Consider the following 14,712-nt stretch of genomic DNA (forward strand, 5'->3'; position numbering starts at 1 on the left):
AACGACCACGGTCATACCCCTTTAGTTAAGGTCTCCAGTCTGTAGCCATAACCGAAAACAGTGAAAATCCGAAACCCGTTTTCCGGTGTAAGCGATAATTTCGAGCGCACGCGCGACACGTGCATGTCAAGCGTCCGGGTCGCAAGATGCGCATTGGTCCGCCAAACGGTTTCCATGATATAGCGGCGCGACAATGTCCGGTCACGATTACGGAACATTAAATCCGTAAGCTCAAACTCTTTCGCGGTCAGCGCGACTTCGTTGTCCTTGTGCCGGACCTTTTGCTCGATACGGTCGAGTATATATTCGCCATATTGGGCCTCTGTTTCCATCGCCGATGCGCCGCTATTACGCCGCAAGATGGCATTGATACGGGCTGCGATGACTGACGGGTCTTCCGGTTTCGTTATATAATCGTCAGCGCCTGCGTTGAGTGCTTCGCTGATATCCTGCTTGGCGGTTCGGCTCGTCATCATCATGACGGGCGGGCGATCATCAACCGCTTCTTCCATCCATTCCAGAATCTGAATCCCGGTTTTGCCCGGCATATTCCAATCCAATATCACCAGATCAAAAGTATCTCGCAGCAACGCGTTGGCCAAAGCATTGCCTTCCGCAAAACCAACAAAGACGTGGCCTTGTCCTTCAACAATTTTTCCTAAGAATTCGACGATTTCATTGTCGTCGTCCGCAATCGCTATACGCATAGATGTTCCCCGGTGGCGAAAAGCAACATCTCGATTGCTTCGCCATTTTCAATTTCCCAAACCCGAGCCCATTTACCTCTATTTTTGCAGACTTTACCAGAACTTCGACATGTAATTTACATTCCTTTACATAAATCCGGATGAATTCTGTTAAAACGGCGATGAAATAAAGAAACGATCAATCAATTTCGGAGTTTTTCGGGCCGTGGGAAGCGTTAACAATGCGATTTACATGGCTGCTCGACATCAGTGATTCGATTCGAACATGATAAATTGGTTGGGGTGGCAGGATTCGAACCTGCGCATGGCGGCATCAAAAGCCGCTGCCTTACCACTTGGCGACACCCCAATATAGGCTGCTTCATTCGTCAGCGAAGGGGCCTAATATCTAACTTACCCCAAAGGGGCAAGAGCCAGTTACAGCTTATTTCAGAACATTTTTTAGAACAGGCGTTTCACCCAGCCATGCGTATCTTCCGCAAGTCCGCGCTGAATATCGACCAGCCGCATCCGCAATTTTTCCGTCAATTGCCCCGGACCGCCACTACCAATGGTAAAATCACCGCTTTCGGATCGCACGGTTCCCACCGCGGTCACCACTGCAGCCGTTCCGCAGGCAAAAGTTTCCCGCAATTTCCCACTGACGGCATCATCGCGCCATTGGTCGATGGAATAGGGCTCTTCACGGACTTCCAAACCTTCTTCGCGAGCGAGGACCATGATCGATTCCCGAGTAATTCCCGGTAAAATGGTACCAGTTAGCGGCGGCGTAATTAACCGGCCATCATCCATCACAAAGAACAAATTCATACCGCCCAGCTCTTCGACCCAGCGCTGTTCGGCGGCATCAAGAAACACCACTTGGTCACAATCCTGAGCGATTGCCTCGGCCTGTGCCACAAGGCTCGCAGCATAGTTTCCGCCGCATTTGGCAGCGCCCGTACCGCCCGGTGCGGCCCGGCTATAATCTTGGGAAACCCAGATCGTAATAGCAGAGACCCCAGCCTTGAAATAAGCACCCACTGGCGATGCGATCACCATATAGAGATATTCTTTTGCCGGACGGACGCCCAGAAAAACCTCACTCGCAAACATGAAGGGGCGCAGGTACAGAGATCCGCCTTCTGTTGCCGGAAACCAGTCACGGTCGATATCAACCAGCGCTTCAACGGATTTCAAAAATAATTCTTCCGGCAATTCCGGCATTGCCATGCGTCGCGCAGAGGCCTGAAAACGTTTGGCATTCTGATCAGGCCGGAACAAAGCAGTCCCCCATCGGCGAGCCGATAAGCCTTCATGCCTTCAAATATTTCCTGCGCATAATGCAGCACCGACGATGCAGGATCCATCGGAATTGGCCGGCGTGCTTCGACCTTGGCATCGTGCCAACCCTGCCCTTCAGTATAGCGGATAACCACCATATGATCAGTGAACAAATTTCCAAAGCCAGGGTTTTCGAGCAATTGTGTCCGCTCTGCATCCGGGACTGGCGCACCGTTTCGTTCGATACGGATTTCCAGACTATCGTCGTGCGCCATATCCCGTCTCTCTCGCTATGCTGATTTGGAAGATTCGTAGCCTTGTTTATCTTGCAATCACCTAAACAGCATGTCAAGATACGTCAACATGGCTGACATATCTCGCCCTTCTGCTTCCCCGGGAGCATCACCGCTTTTTCTCCGCGAAGACGAGATCAGACGCGGCGTGGAACTGCTGTATTTTGGCTATACCCGCCTGACCAATGCGATTGATCAAGAGCTTGCCAAACAAGGTCTAGGTCGCGCGCATCACAGGGCTCTTTATTTCATCGCGCGTCAACCGGATTTGACGGTGGGCGAGTTGCTGCGATTGCTCGCGATTACCAAACAATCGCTGGGCCGGGTGTTAAAGGAATTACATGACCGCGAGCTGGTCGTCACAAAAACAGGAGCCTTGGATCGTCGCCAGAAATTACTGCGCCTGACCGACAGTGGTGCGGCGCTTGAAGCAGAGCTGTTTGCACAATTGCGGGAGCGGCTTTCTGCAGCCTATGTCACTGCGGGACAGGAATCGGTCACAGGCTTCTGGCACGTGCTGGAAGGGCTTGTACCGGAGAGTGATCAGCAAATGGTGTTCGATTTGCGCCAGGACAAGAGCTGAACCAGCTGTTAAGTTTACAAAGTGCGCAAGCTTCTTTGCGTCATTGCTAGCACGCAATGGAACTTCAAAGTTCACACAAGTCTCACCCATCGTGCAGGAAAGCTCAGGCCTTCGCTTCTTCCGCCATTTCCCGATTGCGCTCCATTGCTGCTTTCAAGACATCATGGAGCAACGCGTTCACCCGGCCATCGGCATCCAGCACATCAAGCCCTTTACGGGTGACACCATTGGGGCTAGCCACTTGATTAGCGAGTTCTCCCGGACTGACGGCTGAACGGGAAGCTAGCGTCGCTGCGCCATCAACCATCGCCAATGCCAGACGCGCGGCTTGATCCTTGTCCATGCCTAGCTCGGCGGCCGAAACCGCTAGCGCGTCTATAAACCGGAACAGGAAAGCAGGGCCAGAACCAGATAAAGCCGTCGCGATATGCATCTGGCCTTCATTTTCGAGCCATTCCGGCTGTCCGAGCGGTGAGAATAGGTGATTCATCTGATCCTTCAGATTAACGTCATCAGCCTCGCTGATCAGGATCATCGGCGATTTGGCGACTGTCACAGCCATATTGGGCATCAAGCGGACAATTTTACCGGCCTTTGGAAAAGCGGCCCGCAAAATGTCGATTTCGGTTCCCGCCAGCACCGACACGATATGGCTATTGTCTCCGACCAGCGGTGCGAGCTTAGCCGCCACATCATCGAGCTGATAAGGTTTCATCGCCAGCATCACCAGATCGGGAGTTGCTCCTTCAGGATAATCAGGCTGTGATTGCAATCCACCCGGAAGCTGAGAAGCATGCGGTTTGATTATAGTGACTTTAGCGGCATCCAGACCGTTATCGAGCCAGGCTTGTAAGATCGCACCGCCCATATTGCCGCAACCGACAAACCAGATGCTATTAAAGCCGTCTCCGATCACGCTTCGCTCCTTTATGCTTTGCCCTATTTACACTTCGCCCTACTTAAGCTTCACCCTGCGTGTCGATCATCGCATGTTCAATTGCGTCCTGAGGGCTTTTGTCGCTCCACAGCACAAATTGGAAGACGGGATAGAAACGCTCCCACTCATCAATCGCCATATCGACAATCGTCTGGGCCTGATCAAGACCGAGCATGCCGCTACCGCCAAGCATGATCGCATGACGGAACAGTAATATGTTGTTCGTCGACCATAGATCAAAATGACCGAGCCAAAGCTGTTCGTTGATCAGGCCGAGCGATTCATAAATGGCGATTTTCTTGTCGTCAGGTACGCGAATGTCAGGGAGCAGCAACAATTGTAGTACATGGTCTTCATTGCGCCAGATCGCCCGCAATTGATAGCTGGTCCAGTTGCCCTTAATCTCTACCGAGATTTCTTCATCGCTAACATGATCAACCGTCCAGCCGCGTGCCTCGAAAAAAGCAACCAGCATATCAACCGGCGGCGCCTCTTCCTGATCAAGCTCAGACCACATATCGTCAAGCATTACGGTTCCACATCTTTTGCATCATTGCCCCTGCATCACGAGCCTTAGTGGCCTAGCCCATCATACAGGGCAAGGCGGGGCTATGCCTTCGATCATATTGTTTGTGGGAAGACTGTGGATAATCGCCAAAGATTCTCAATGCCAAAATGGTCGTCCAGCCATGGGACGAAAACTAGTTTCCGGATTTTGGCGGTGTTGTCTTCTTTGGCGCCGCTTTACGAGCTGCAGGCTTGCGCGCCGCTGGTTTTTTTGGCGCTGCCTTGCGCGCGGCTGGCTTCGCAGCAGCAGATTTTGGTGCTGTTTTCTCCAGGGCATCCAGACGCTTTTTCAGCGCATCGGCTTCGGCGCGAGCCTTGGATGCCATTTCCTTGACCGCTTCAAATTCCTCGCGCGAAACGAAGTCCATGCCGCCAAACCATTCCTTTGCGCGCTCCCGCGCGCCCGCTTCGGCTTCGCGACCTACGCCGGCCACAGTTCCAGCCAAGCCATTCAATACTTTGGAAAGATCATCAAAAAATCGGTTCTGGCTTTGCATGTCATTTGCTCCGTCTGGGGGTGAATATTTGGCTCGGTTACGACTATATCTGGGTACTCGCCGCCGGAACGACAAGGGTTTCCGCGCCCGGGTTAAGATCATCTATCTGTTTATTTAATATCGCCGCAAAACAAAGCCAAGCAAGATAGGGCACCATTAACCAAGCAGCGGCCTTGCGAACGCGGCCGAAAACCAGTGTGGTCACAAAGGCAGTGGCAAATATCGCAACCAGCAACCAAAAAGCAGCAGACACCTGATGCATACCGAAAAATAAGGGTGACCAGGCCAGGTTCAGCGCAAATTGCACGATAAATAAAATGATGGCGAGCCCGCGAAGCGGCGCACCACGCGCGTTCAATATCATGGAAAAAGCGATAGCTATCATGACATAAAGAATTGTCCACGCAATGGGGAAAGCCAAATCAGGTGGCTGAGCCGCCGGCTTTACGAGCGCTTGGAACCAGCGGTTTTCGTCAGCAGGGCCCGTCACCTGGGCCGCTAAAAATCCCAGCAACACGATCAACGGAACGATGAACAAGGCCCAACGTAACAGCGACATACGCAACTGGCCTTTGGATGCAATTTGGTTCACGGCTTCATTCCCTTAACCCACTTTGTCGTGTCCGGCTTTACGACCCCATAAAACGAATCATACAACGGAAAACCGCCATGTTTCTATGGTTTCTTAGGCAATCCGGCGGCGCTTTTCCAGTCACTTGGGCCAGGCAACTATGATGGTCCCAATTTAGGCCATTTGGCGGTCCCGGTGCTTGGCATCGAACAATTACGCCCTATGTTAGATAGACCGGTTCACTTGCGTGCATGATTTTCCTTCCTGCCATGACTGCGAACAGGATTGTGACGTCAGGGCCGGGCTGCTAGGGGCTTTTTATGAGTGAACTTACCAATGACAATGCCCCTGAAAAGGAGCCGTCAAATACTGAAAAGCCAGCAACGAAGAAGATCGGCAATCTTCGGATGGTCTGGGAGCGGGCCGTTAATTATCCTAAGCAGATTGCCTTTGCGGCGATAGCGCTTTTCGTAGCTGCCATGGCGACACTGGCCATCCCTTGGGGTTTTAAGTCCATAGTTGACGAAGGCTTTGCATCTGGCGGCGGCGATATTGCCCCCTATTTTCAAATTCTCTTGGTGATTGTCGCCATTCTGGCTGTCGCCACGGCGCTGCGCTTTTATTTCGTCAGCTGGCTTGGCGAACGGGTCGTTGCCGACATCAGGCTGGCCGTCCAGCGGAATTTGCTCCGCCTCGCGCCCGGCTTTTTCGAGGAGAACCGGCCATCGGAAATCGCATCCCGGATGACGTCGGATACCGCGATTATCGAACAGGTCGTTGGCACCACAGTGTCTGTGGCGCTGCGTAATATCATCATCGGCATTGGCGGCATTATCTTTCTGTTCACATTGGCGCCAACACTGACGGCTGGACTATTGCTGGGTATTCCTATCGTCATTTTACCGATTGTATTCATCGGCCGCAAATTGACCAATGTCTCGCGATTCAGTCAGGACCGGGTAGCCGATGTGGGCGCAATGGTATCTGAGACACTTGGTGCCATGAAAATCGTCCAGGCTTTCGGTCAGGAAACGCGCGAACATGAAAGATTCGGCAGCGCCGTCGAAAGCACATTTGACACCGCCAAGCGGCGTATCAGACTGCGGGCGGCGCTGACCGCGGTGATTATCGCGCTCGTGTTTACCGGTATCACACTCCTGATGTGGCGCGGCGCTATCGGCGTTGCCGACGGCAGTATCTCCGGTGGTACAATTGCTGCATTCGTTCTTACCGGCGGTTTGGTTGCCGGAGCCTTTGGAGCACTGACCGAAGTTTATGGTGATCTTTTAAGAGCAGCTGGCGCGGCTGGCCGTCTTGCAGAGCTGCTATCGGAAGAGCCGGGCATTGCCGCACCAGCCTCTCCGATTGCTTTGCCGGAACCACCGCGGGGTCAAATCTCTTTTGATAATGTGACTTTTGCTTATCCCACGCGCACGGATACCGCAGCGCTTAAAAATTTCTCCCTTAAGGTAACACCAGGCGAAACCGTTGCGGTTGTCGGCCCATCCGGCGCCGGTAAATCCACCCTTTTTCAGCTGGCCCAACGGTTTTATGATCCCCAAGGCGGCAGCGTGCGTATTGATGGTGTCGCTTTGCCCTCCGCAGACCCGGCCGACATCCGCGAACGCATGGCGCTGGTACCACAAGACACTGTGCTATTCGCAGCCTCTGCGCGCGACAATTTGCGCTATGGCAAGTGGGATGCAACGGACGAAGAGATTTGGGCCGCCGCGCGCGCCGCCAATGCCGAGAAATTCTTGGCTGAATTGCCAGAGGGGCTCGACAGCTTCATGGGCGAAGCGGGCACGCGGCTGTCTGGTGGGCAGCGCCAGCGGGTCGCCATTGCACGCGCTTTGCTCAGGCAAACGCCCATATTATTATTGGACGAAGCCACCTCGGCCTTGGATGCCGAAAGCGAAAAACTGGTTCAGGATGCTCTCGACAGGCTGATGCGCGAGCGTACCACTCTTGTTATTGCGCATCGGTTGGCGACCATAAGATCAGCAGATCGTATCATCGTTATGGATGAAGGGCAGATTGTCGAACAAGGCGATCATGACAGCTTGATAACCAAGAACGGCCTTTACGCCAAACTCGCGGAGTTGCAGTTTAATGGCGTTGAACAGTCCAAAACCGCTATTGCCATCTAGCACTTTAGACCAGACCCACGGCTACAGATGAATGTGTTATTGCTTCAGCGGATGCTTAACCCGGAAATTTGGTTTGGTATTTAGCCGTTGGTAGCGAACATGATGAGATAATAGGGCGAATGAGTTATCCCTAAAAAATGACCTTGGAACGGAACCTGCGTTCTGGACTAATCACCTATTTCTGATCCATACGCCGTTGAGAGCCGTTAGCTTTATAAGGGGGTGCTCGGGTTTGAGCATGTCTCAAACCCGAGTATAGAGCCGAATGCGCTATCGCTTTGTTTGATAACCGTCCGCAGTGTGAAGTGCAGGTAAACAACAAAGCGACATCGTTGCCAAAACGGACAAAAAAAGGGCGATGGATCGCTCCACCGCCCTCTATATTATTGTTAGCTGCTTCTAGTTTGGCAAACGTGACGCTTTACCAAAGCTGCTATATTGTTCGTTACCGACAAAACCAAACTTGCTTACGCCGCTATCCTTAATCTCCGCGAGAACGCGATCGACTGTCAGATAAGCACTGACCGGGTCAGGCTGGAACTGGAGCTCAGGCTCTGGAACCATTGATTTGGTCTGCGCGAGATATTGTTTAATCTGCTGCAAGGAAGCCGGTTGGTCATTCCATAAGATCTGGTTGGTCGGGGTAATGCCCAACCGATTTTTCACCGGATCAATGTCCGGTGGCGGTGGTGCATTGGGATCATCGACAGGTAGATCCAGTTTAACCGCATGGGTCTGGACCGGGATTGTAATGATGAACATGATGAGGAGAACGAGCAGGACGTCGATCAACGGCGTCGTGTTCATTTCCATCATCGGCGTGCCATCATCTTTGCCGCCGCTCATAGCCATTAGTGCGTCTCCTTAAATACTCTAAACTTCATGCCATCTCAGGCTATTCGATTGCAACCGGTGTCGACAAGAAGCCAACTTTGGCAAAACCCGCCCGCTGCATGGCGAAAATTGCGCCACCAATGCACCGATATGGCGTGTTAATATCTCCGCGAATATGAACTTCCGGCATATCATCCGCTGTCATATTCTCTACGCCGCCAAAAGCTTCGATCTGGTTTTCCAACTGGGTCACAGCTCGTTGCACCAATTCATTGGAATCGATCGGAGTCGTGTTCCAGTAAATCCGGCAATTGCCGCCTGGATTAGCGCCAGAAAATTCCGGATCACCAGGATCCCGACCAGCCGAGTCTGTTGTCGTAACAGCGAGCAGAACATTTTCCGGTTTGGTTGTCGTCACTTCAAACGGTAGAACCGGCAGTTCCAGCTCCACAGTTTGAATCACGACCGGAACAGCGATCAAGAAAATGATCAGCAAAACCAGCATGACGTCCACTAGCGGGGTCGTGTTAATGTCCGATAGAGGAGTTTCCGCTCCACCGCCGTCCCCAACATTCATCGCCATAAGATTCTATCCTCTTATAATTATACTTTACCGAAATAGCAGGATGAACCTGCACATTCGAAAATCAAGAGCGGCCCAAGCCGTTTGCAAAAGGTCGAGACCCTGCAAACGGCTTTGGCTAGCGCTTTACTTCTTTACAGCTGGCTTAGCCGCCGGAGCTGCTGCTGTTGCAGGCTTCGTCTGGATGCCGCCTTTAGTCGTGGTTGGCTTCACAGCGCCGTCTGACGAAATATAACCCAGAACATCATTGGAGAAATCGCTGATATCTTCGGCGATGCGCTTGTTGCGGCCCTGCAGCCAGTTATAAGCAAGAACGGCAGGAACAGCCACGCCAAGACCCAGTGCGGTCATGATCAAAGCTTCACCAACCGGACCAGCAACGGCATCGATTGATGCCTGACCAGCAATACCAATTTTAATCAGTGCGCGGTAAATACCGATAACCGTACCGAACAGACCGATAAATGGCGATGTCGCGCCCACAGTTGCGAGCCAAGGAAGGCCAGTTGCCAGCTTGGAGTTGATCAGACCTTGCGAGCGGTTCAGCGAACCGTGCAGCCAATCATGGGCTTCCACAGGGTCGGTCAAACGTGCGTGATCTTCTTCGGCCTTGATGCCGTCATCAACAATCTGGCGGTAAGCACTATTCTTGTCGAGCTTTGCAGCGCCTTCTTTCAAGCTATTGGCTTTCCAGAAAGAAGCCCGGGCCGCTTCACCCTGTTTCATCACTTTGTTTTGCTCAAAAAGTTTCGAGAACAGGATGTAGAATGAGGACACAGACATGATGGCCAAAACGCCGAGCGTGAACCAGGCGATAATACCGCCCTGTTGCATCGCTTCCCAAAAGCCAAACTGATTCTTCGGTGCGGCCGTTCCGGCTGCAGCTAAAATTTCAATAAACATTATATATTCCCCTCAAGGATGGATTAGATTTTCAAATTTTGCAGCGGAGCGGTGTTCAAACCGATCCACTGCGGTGTTACTTATTTTGGTATCTGCCAACGAACCCTACTGGACCATGAAGCACTGGTGGGATTGCCTGCACTATCCAGAGCGGGACGAAAACGCGCCCGTCGCTGGATATTCTTGCAAGTTGCCGCATCCAAATCACTATGGCCGCTAGAACCAGTAATCTGACAACTGTCCACTCTACCTTTGGCATTTACAACCACGCTAAAGCTTGTCGTACCCTCACGCTCTTCACGCAGCGCACGAGACGGATAGTCGTTCGCGTTCGCCCAGTTGCCTGGATTACCGCGCGGTTCGGGATTAGCCCGTTGCGGCGGTGGCGGTGGCGGTGGAGCTGGCGGTGGGGCCGGTGCAACTGGCGCTGGGGCCGGTGGCGGTGTTCTCACCTGCTGTGGCTGAGGCCGCGCAATCGGTGGCGGCGTCACGATCGGCGGTGGTGTCACCACGGGTGGTGGTTCAATCGGCTGATCCGGTGGCGGTGGAGGTGGTTCCTCAATCTCTTCCGGGGGTTCTTCTTCTTGGATATCGATCATATCAAGCTCTGACGCCACTTTCTTGACTGCACTATAAGCCAGTCCGGTGACCAAAGCATATCCAAACAGCGCGTGTATGATGACGACAAGGGCAATAGATACCAGCTTGCTCGAACTCATCTGTTGTTGGTCAGCATAAGCCATTCAGAAACATAACTCCTTTTCTTCCCTCGGGAATCAAAACCTCGCAAAAGATTCTTATCAAGAACTGCCGGCGTGTAACCCGCACCATCCCTAGATTCCCCACGACAGCCTTTCGTTGCGATGAAAGCCGCCTTAAAAATGTTTTAACGCGGTAGTTGGGGTCAGGCAATCGCTTTGTTAGTTCAGGGTTGATTAAGCTGTCAAAAACACAAGATGTTGCTTAGAGAATAGTCCATTAAAAGCGGAAAATTACAGGATATTCATGCACACCATACCCTATAAATTCATTGGCTTGCTAATAGCGCTAACAGCCTGTTTCCCTGCTTTTTCGCAGTCGGATGCGAATGCTGATCCATTACAATATGCGGATGTTGCTGACCTTAGTGTTAATGCGCCTTTGATTGCGCATGTTACGATTAAAGAAGCCATTAAAGTTGACCCAAAAAGGGTCACTAACGCACCGGCGGGAACGGAAAGATATTATATTGTGGCGACAACCAACGCGCTGATTCGGGGTCAGGGCGGAATACCGGAAACGATTCGCTATATCATTGATCTACCGTTGAACGAACGCGGACGAGCGCCCAAGATCAAGAAGAAACAGTTTATCATTTTCGCCCGTAATCTCAGCGGCTCCAGCGGTGATATTCAGCTCGCCGCGCCGGATGCACAGATTGACTGGACGCCCGAGAGAGATCAGCGCGTGCGATCACTTGTTCGGGAAATCGTCGCTCGCAACGCTGCGCCATCAATCACGGGAGTAGGTAGCGCTTTTCACGTTCCCGGTACAATTATCGGCGAAGGCGAAACGCAAATTTTCTTGGAAACCGTTACCGGAAACCCAGTTTCCATCACGATATTGAGCCGAGAGGGCCAGCAAAAAGTCTGGGCCGTGTCTTTGAGCGAGATAGTTGATGAAGCAGCAACTGCGCCGGTCCGAAACAGCCTGTTATGGTATCGGCTCGCCTGCTTTTTACCAAGATCACTACCAGAGGAATCCTTGGCAGGTGATTCGGCTGCCAATGCCAATCAAGCCCGCCGAGACTATGATCTGGTCATACAAGATCTGGGGAATTGCCCGCGTACGCGCCCGGCTGAATATCGCCCTAGCTGACACGCTGGATCACAAATTTATGCCAGTAACGTGAAAGACAGGCTGGCATTATAGGGCCGCGGCGCTATTAAACGGGCTCAATATTTCAATGCCCAATATACACCGCTAATCTATCAGCCCGAACTCAAGGTTTCCATCACTATGACTACACCTCTCCGCATCGCTTTGGCTGGTCTTGGCACTGTCGGTTCCGGCGTCATCCGCTTGATCAATGAAAATGGTGCGATGATAGCGCAGCGCGCTGGACGCCCTATAGAGATTAGCGCCATCTCGGCACGCGACCGGGCCCGTGACCGCGGAATGGATCTTAGCCCGTATAAATGGGCCGACGATATGAACGATTTCGCCGCTGATCCGGGCGTTGATTGCGTGGTTGAAATGATCGGCGGTTCTGATGGTCCGGCTCTCGATCTGGCCCGCAACAGCCTGAAAAGCGGCAAATCATTTGTGACCGCGAATAAAGCCATGATCGCCCACCATGGTATGGAATTGGCCAGCCTTGCAGAAAAACAGAATCTGGCTTTGAAATATGAAGCCGCTGTCGCTGGAGGTATCCCGGTCATAAAGGGCTTGCGCGAAGGCGCCTCGGCCAACCGTATCGAGCGGGTCTATGGCATCCTGAACGGCACTTGTAATTATATCCTCACCACGATGGAAAAGCACGGCAGCGATTTTGATGCGGTATTAAAAGATGCACAGGATCTGGGATATGCCGAGGCTGATCCCAGTTTTGATATTGATGGAGTTGATGCCGCCCATAAACTGGCGATTTTGGCGGCGCTGTCTTTTGGCAAGGCGGTTGATTTTGATGGCGTAGAAATTGCTGGCATTCGCGATATTGTGGCAGCAGATATTGGGCAGGCAAAGGCGCTTGGCTATCGCATCCGCCTGCTTGGCATGGCACGGATAGACGATGGAAAGCTATTCCAACGTGTTAATCCTTATCTGGTCCCTGAAAGTCATCCCCTCGCTCATATCGATGGATCGACTAACGCTGTCGTCGCCGAGGGCAATTTTTCCGGACGGCTGATGTTTCAGGGCGCTGGTGCCGGTGATGGCCCTACTGCGTCTGCCATAGTCGCCGACTTGATCGATATTGCGCGCGGCGATAGCGGCACCGTTTTTGCGATGCCAGCTAGTAAAATGGCGGCTAGCGAGCGGGCGGAAAGCGGTAATCGTACCGGGAAAAGTTACATCCGTTTCATCGTTGCTGACAAACCGGGCGTGTTGGCGGAAATCACAGCAGCGATGCGGGATGCGGAAGTGTCGATCGAAAGCCTGATCCAGACCGAGAAAACCAACGAGGGTTCTGTGCTTATTTCGATGGTAACCCATCAAAGCCTGGAACGGGATGTTATTCAGAGCCTTGAAAAACTATCGGATTCCAGCAGCCTGCAAGGCGCTCCAGTGGTTATGCACCTATTGAGTGACGAAGACTAAAAATCACAGCTCATTCCGGCTCATTCGCTCTGATCTGGACTTGTTTGACATAATCTTCATCCGGAACAGTCGGCTTTATCACGCGCCACAGCTTTCCAGCCGGACCGTCAACACCGCCACCGGGCCCGCCAAACGATATAGTCATGATCGGCAGCCCTTTGAAACATTTGCGTTCACTGGCATCGACATAACAGCGGCCAGTATTCACATATTCCGCATTTCCGGTGGGAATTGGCTCCCTAATCCTCTGACCACGTTCCAGCAGTTCCGGAAAGGGCAGCCGATATTTGCGATTGGCATCAAATGCTGCGCAAACCACAATTTCGTCCGGATCAGAATTTTTCAGACAGCCATCAGCATCAACGGCGACCAATTGGTGGGCATTGTCGATCAACTGATCGGTGCGGCTAACTGTCTCTATTTGGGCATAAGCCGTCTCGAAAACCGTGCCGAATGTCAGGATTAAGGACAAGATTACAAGGCTTCTCGACAATGTCATATCGCTCCCCTATCGAGAGTTCAAAATTGGCCCCTATAGAAGGACTAGACATTCAAATGCCTAAATCAAGTGATATTCTCGAACGCGTATTGGTACTGGAAATGGTACGTGTGACCGAGGCAGCCGCAGTTTCTGCTGCCAAGCTCATTGGTCGGGGCGACGAAAAAGCGGCTGATGCCGCGGCGGTCGAGGCTATGCGCGCAGCACTGAACGGGCTCAATATCTGCGGCACCGTTGTCATCGGCGAGGGCGAAAGAGACGAAGCACCGATGCTGTTTATCGGTGAGAAAGTCGGCCATGGCTGCGAGGGCGAATCACCAGAAATCGATATCGCCCTGGACCCGTTGGAAGGGACCACGATTACGGCAAAAGCCGGCCCCAATGCCCTTGCGGTTCTCGCCATCGCGGAGAAAGGCAATCTTCTCAATGCGCCAGATGTCTACATGGACAAGCTCGCCGTCGGCCCGGGCTATTCCGACAATATTATAGATCTCGACAAATCTGTACGAGAGAATGTCTCAGCGGTTGCGAAGGAAAAAGGTGTTGAGCCAGCGGATATTATCGTCTGCGTGCTTGACCGGCCACGCCATGAGAAAATCATTGCCGAACTGCGTGAAATCGGTTGCGGTATCATGTTGATCCCCGACGGTGATGTGGCCGGTGTTATTGCGACCACCGATGAAGAAACGACTGTCGACATGTATATGGGCAGCGGCGGCGCTCCTGAAGGTGTCTTGGCCGCAGCGGCACTGCGCTGTGTCGGTGGACAGTTTAAGGGCCGCTTGACCTTCCGCAATGACGATGAACGCAAACGCGCCCATAAATGGGGCATCGAAGATCTCGACAAAATCTATGACCTCAAAGAACTGGCAAAAGGCGATGTCATTTTTGCAGCGACGGGTGTTACTGACGGCTCCCTTTTGGAAGGCGTCAAGAAACTGCGCAGCGGTGTCATGACGACCGAAAGCGTGGTGATGCGTGCTTCGTCCGGCACAGTGCGCTGGGTCAAGAGCGAGCACCGCGCCTGA

General features: G+C 52.6%; 15 protein-coding genes, 1 tRNA gene and 1 pseudogene. 5 read left to right on the forward strand and 12 right to left on the reverse strand.

Going from position 1 to position 14,712, the window contains the following annotated elements; genetic code table 11:
• Positions 1-11: 11 nt before the first annotated feature.
• The 3 genes and pseudogenes from J4G78_RS06805 to J4G78_RS06815 all read right to left on the reverse strand — a co-directional run bounded on the left by J4G78_RS06805 (position 12) and on the right by J4G78_RS06815 (position 2,245).
• Positions 12-707, reverse strand: a complete 696-nt coding sequence (locus J4G78_RS06805) for a response regulator transcription factor (protein ID WP_207989559.1) — start codon at positions 705-707, stop codon at positions 12-14.
• Between the two features lie 274 nt (positions 708-981).
• Positions 982-1,056, reverse strand: a tRNA-Gln gene (locus J4G78_RS06810).
• A gap of 92 nt (positions 1,057-1,148) precedes the next feature.
• Positions 1,149-2,245: pseudogene (locus J4G78_RS06815) on the reverse strand (branched-chain amino acid aminotransferase).
• Between the two features lie 88 nt (positions 2,246-2,333).
• Between J4G78_RS06815 and J4G78_RS06820 the strand changes: the two are divergent.
• Entirely contained in the window at positions 2,334-2,846 is a 513-nt protein-coding gene (locus tag J4G78_RS06820) for a MarR family winged helix-turn-helix transcriptional regulator (RefSeq protein ID WP_243457259.1), read from the forward strand.
• 103 nt (positions 2,847-2,949) lie between these two features.
• On the opposite strand, the gene J4G78_RS06825 is transcribed toward J4G78_RS06820, so the two are convergent.
• From J4G78_RS06825 to J4G78_RS06840, 4 genes are all read right to left on the reverse strand, one after another.
• On the reverse strand, positions 2,950-3,762 hold the full coding sequence (locus J4G78_RS06825) for a pyrroline-5-carboxylate reductase family protein (RefSeq protein WP_243457260.1): 813 nt from the start codon (positions 3,760-3,762) through the stop codon (positions 2,950-2,952).
• Positions 3,763-3,805: 43 nt separating this feature from the next.
• Positions 3,806-4,312, reverse strand: coding sequence for a type III secretion system chaperone family protein (locus J4G78_RS06830; protein ID WP_207989563.1), 507 nt, complete (start codon positions 4,310-4,312; stop codon positions 3,806-3,808).
• Positions 4,313-4,484: 172 nt separating this feature from the next.
• Positions 4,485-4,847, reverse strand: coding sequence for an accessory factor UbiK family protein (locus tag J4G78_RS06835; RefSeq protein ID WP_207989565.1), 363 nt, complete (start codon positions 4,845-4,847; stop codon positions 4,485-4,487).
• Positions 4,848-4,890: 43 nt separating this feature from the next.
• Complete coding sequence (locus J4G78_RS06840) at positions 4,891-5,439, reverse strand: TspO/MBR family protein (RefSeq protein ID WP_207989567.1); 549 nt, start codon at positions 5,437-5,439, stop codon at positions 4,891-4,893.
• Positions 5,440-5,738: 299 nt separating this feature from the next.
• Between J4G78_RS06840 and J4G78_RS06845 the strand changes: the two genes are divergently transcribed.
• Positions 5,739-7,568 (forward strand): ABC transporter transmembrane domain-containing protein, encoded by a 1,830-nt coding sequence (locus J4G78_RS06845; RefSeq protein ID WP_207989569.1) that lies wholly within the window; start codon positions 5,739-5,741, stop codon positions 7,566-7,568.
• Positions 7,569-7,967: 399 nt separating this feature from the next.
• Here the strand turns inward: J4G78_RS06845 and J4G78_RS06850 are convergent, their stop codons facing one another.
• From J4G78_RS06850 to J4G78_RS06865, 4 genes are all read right to left on the reverse strand, one after another.
• Positions 7,968-8,420 (reverse strand): ExbD/TolR family protein, encoded by a 453-nt coding sequence (locus tag J4G78_RS06850; RefSeq protein WP_207989571.1) that lies wholly within the window; start codon positions 8,418-8,420, stop codon positions 7,968-7,970.
• Positions 8,421-8,463: 43 nt separating this feature from the next.
• Positions 8,464-8,985 (reverse strand): ExbD/TolR family protein, encoded by a 522-nt coding sequence (locus tag J4G78_RS06855; RefSeq protein ID WP_207989573.1) that lies wholly within the window; start codon positions 8,983-8,985, stop codon positions 8,464-8,466.
• Between the two features lie 126 nt (positions 8,986-9,111).
• Entirely contained in the window at positions 9,112-9,888 is a 777-nt protein-coding gene (locus J4G78_RS06860) for a MotA/TolQ/ExbB proton channel family protein (RefSeq protein ID WP_207989575.1), read from the reverse strand.
• A gap of 80 nt (positions 9,889-9,968) precedes the next feature.
• Complete coding sequence (locus J4G78_RS06865) at positions 9,969-10,631, reverse strand: energy transducer TonB (RefSeq protein ID WP_207989577.1); 663 nt, start codon at positions 10,629-10,631, stop codon at positions 9,969-9,971.
• Positions 10,632-10,893: 262 nt separating this feature from the next.
• On the opposite strand from J4G78_RS06865, the gene J4G78_RS06870 reads away from it, so the two are divergent.
• Positions 10,894-11,745: a hypothetical protein gene (locus J4G78_RS06870; protein ID WP_243457261.1), complete on the forward strand. Its 852-nt coding sequence runs from the start codon at positions 10,894-10,896 to the stop codon at positions 11,743-11,745.
• Positions 11,746-11,886: 141 nt separating this feature from the next.
• The gene (locus tag J4G78_RS06875) at positions 11,887-13,185 is read left to right on the forward strand and encodes a homoserine dehydrogenase (protein WP_207989579.1); all 1,299 of its coding nucleotides are present in this window, start codon (positions 11,887-11,889) and stop codon (positions 13,183-13,185) included.
• 10 nt (positions 13,186-13,195) lie between these two features.
• Here J4G78_RS06875 and J4G78_RS06880 read toward each other — a convergent pair whose 3' ends face one another.
• Complete coding sequence (locus J4G78_RS06880) at positions 13,196-13,684, reverse strand: hypothetical protein (protein WP_207989581.1); 489 nt, start codon at positions 13,682-13,684, stop codon at positions 13,196-13,198.
• A 56-nt stretch (positions 13,685-13,740) separates the two neighbouring features.
• On the opposite strand from J4G78_RS06880, the gene glpX reads away from it, so the two are divergent.
• Positions 13,741-14,712, forward strand: a complete 972-nt coding sequence (glpX, locus tag J4G78_RS06885; protein WP_207989583.1) for a class II fructose-bisphosphatase — start codon at positions 13,741-13,743, stop codon at positions 14,710-14,712.

Source organism: Parasphingorhabdus cellanae (assembly GCF_017498565.1).
GTDB classification, from domain to species: Bacteria; Pseudomonadota; Alphaproteobacteria; order Sphingomonadales; family Sphingomonadaceae; genus Parasphingorhabdus; species Parasphingorhabdus cellanae.

Excerpts from the sequence above, each read along its gene's own strand:
- J4G78_RS06855 (WP_207989573.1), bottom strand. The coding sequence starts at position 8,985 with ATGGCGATGAATGTTGGGGACGGCGGTGGAGCGGAAACTCCTCTATCG.
- J4G78_RS06850 (WP_207989571.1), bottom strand. The coding sequence starts at position 8,420 with ATGGCTATGAGCGGCGGCAAAGATGATGGCACGCCGATGATGGAAATG.
- glpX (WP_207989583.1), top strand. The coding sequence starts at position 13,741 with ATGCCTAAATCAAGTGATATTCTCGAACGCGTATTGGTACTGGAAATG.
- J4G78_RS06830 (WP_207989563.1), bottom strand. The coding sequence starts at position 4,312 with ATGCTTGACGATATGTGGTCTGAGCTTGATCAGGAAGAGGCGCCGCCG.
- J4G78_RS06835 (WP_207989565.1), bottom strand. The coding sequence starts at position 4,847 with ATGCAAAGCCAGAACCGATTTTTTGATGATCTTTCCAAAGTATTGAAT.
- J4G78_RS06860 (WP_207989575.1), bottom strand. The coding sequence starts at position 9,888 with ATGTTTATTGAAATTTTAGCTGCAGCCGGAACGGCCGCACCGAAGAAT.
- J4G78_RS06865 (WP_207989577.1), bottom strand. The coding sequence starts at position 10,631 with ATGGCTTATGCTGACCAACAACAGATGAGTTCGAGCAAGCTGGTATCT.
- J4G78_RS06820 (WP_243457259.1), top strand. The coding sequence starts at position 2,334 with ATGGCTGACATATCTCGCCCTTCTGCTTCCCCGGGAGCATCACCGCTT.
- J4G78_RS06845 (WP_207989569.1), top strand. The coding sequence starts at position 5,739 with ATGAGTGAACTTACCAATGACAATGCCCCTGAAAAGGAGCCGTCAAAT.
- J4G78_RS06875 (WP_207989579.1), top strand. The coding sequence starts at position 11,887 with ATGACTACACCTCTCCGCATCGCTTTGGCTGGTCTTGGCACTGTCGGT.
- J4G78_RS06880 (WP_207989581.1), bottom strand. The coding sequence starts at position 13,684 with ATGACATTGTCGAGAAGCCTTGTAATCTTGTCCTTAATCCTGACATTC.
- J4G78_RS06805 (WP_207989559.1), bottom strand. The coding sequence starts at position 707 with ATGCGTATAGCGATTGCGGACGACGACAATGAAATCGTCGAATTCTTA.
- J4G78_RS06870 (WP_243457261.1), top strand. The coding sequence starts at position 10,894 with ATGCACACCATACCCTATAAATTCATTGGCTTGCTAATAGCGCTAACA.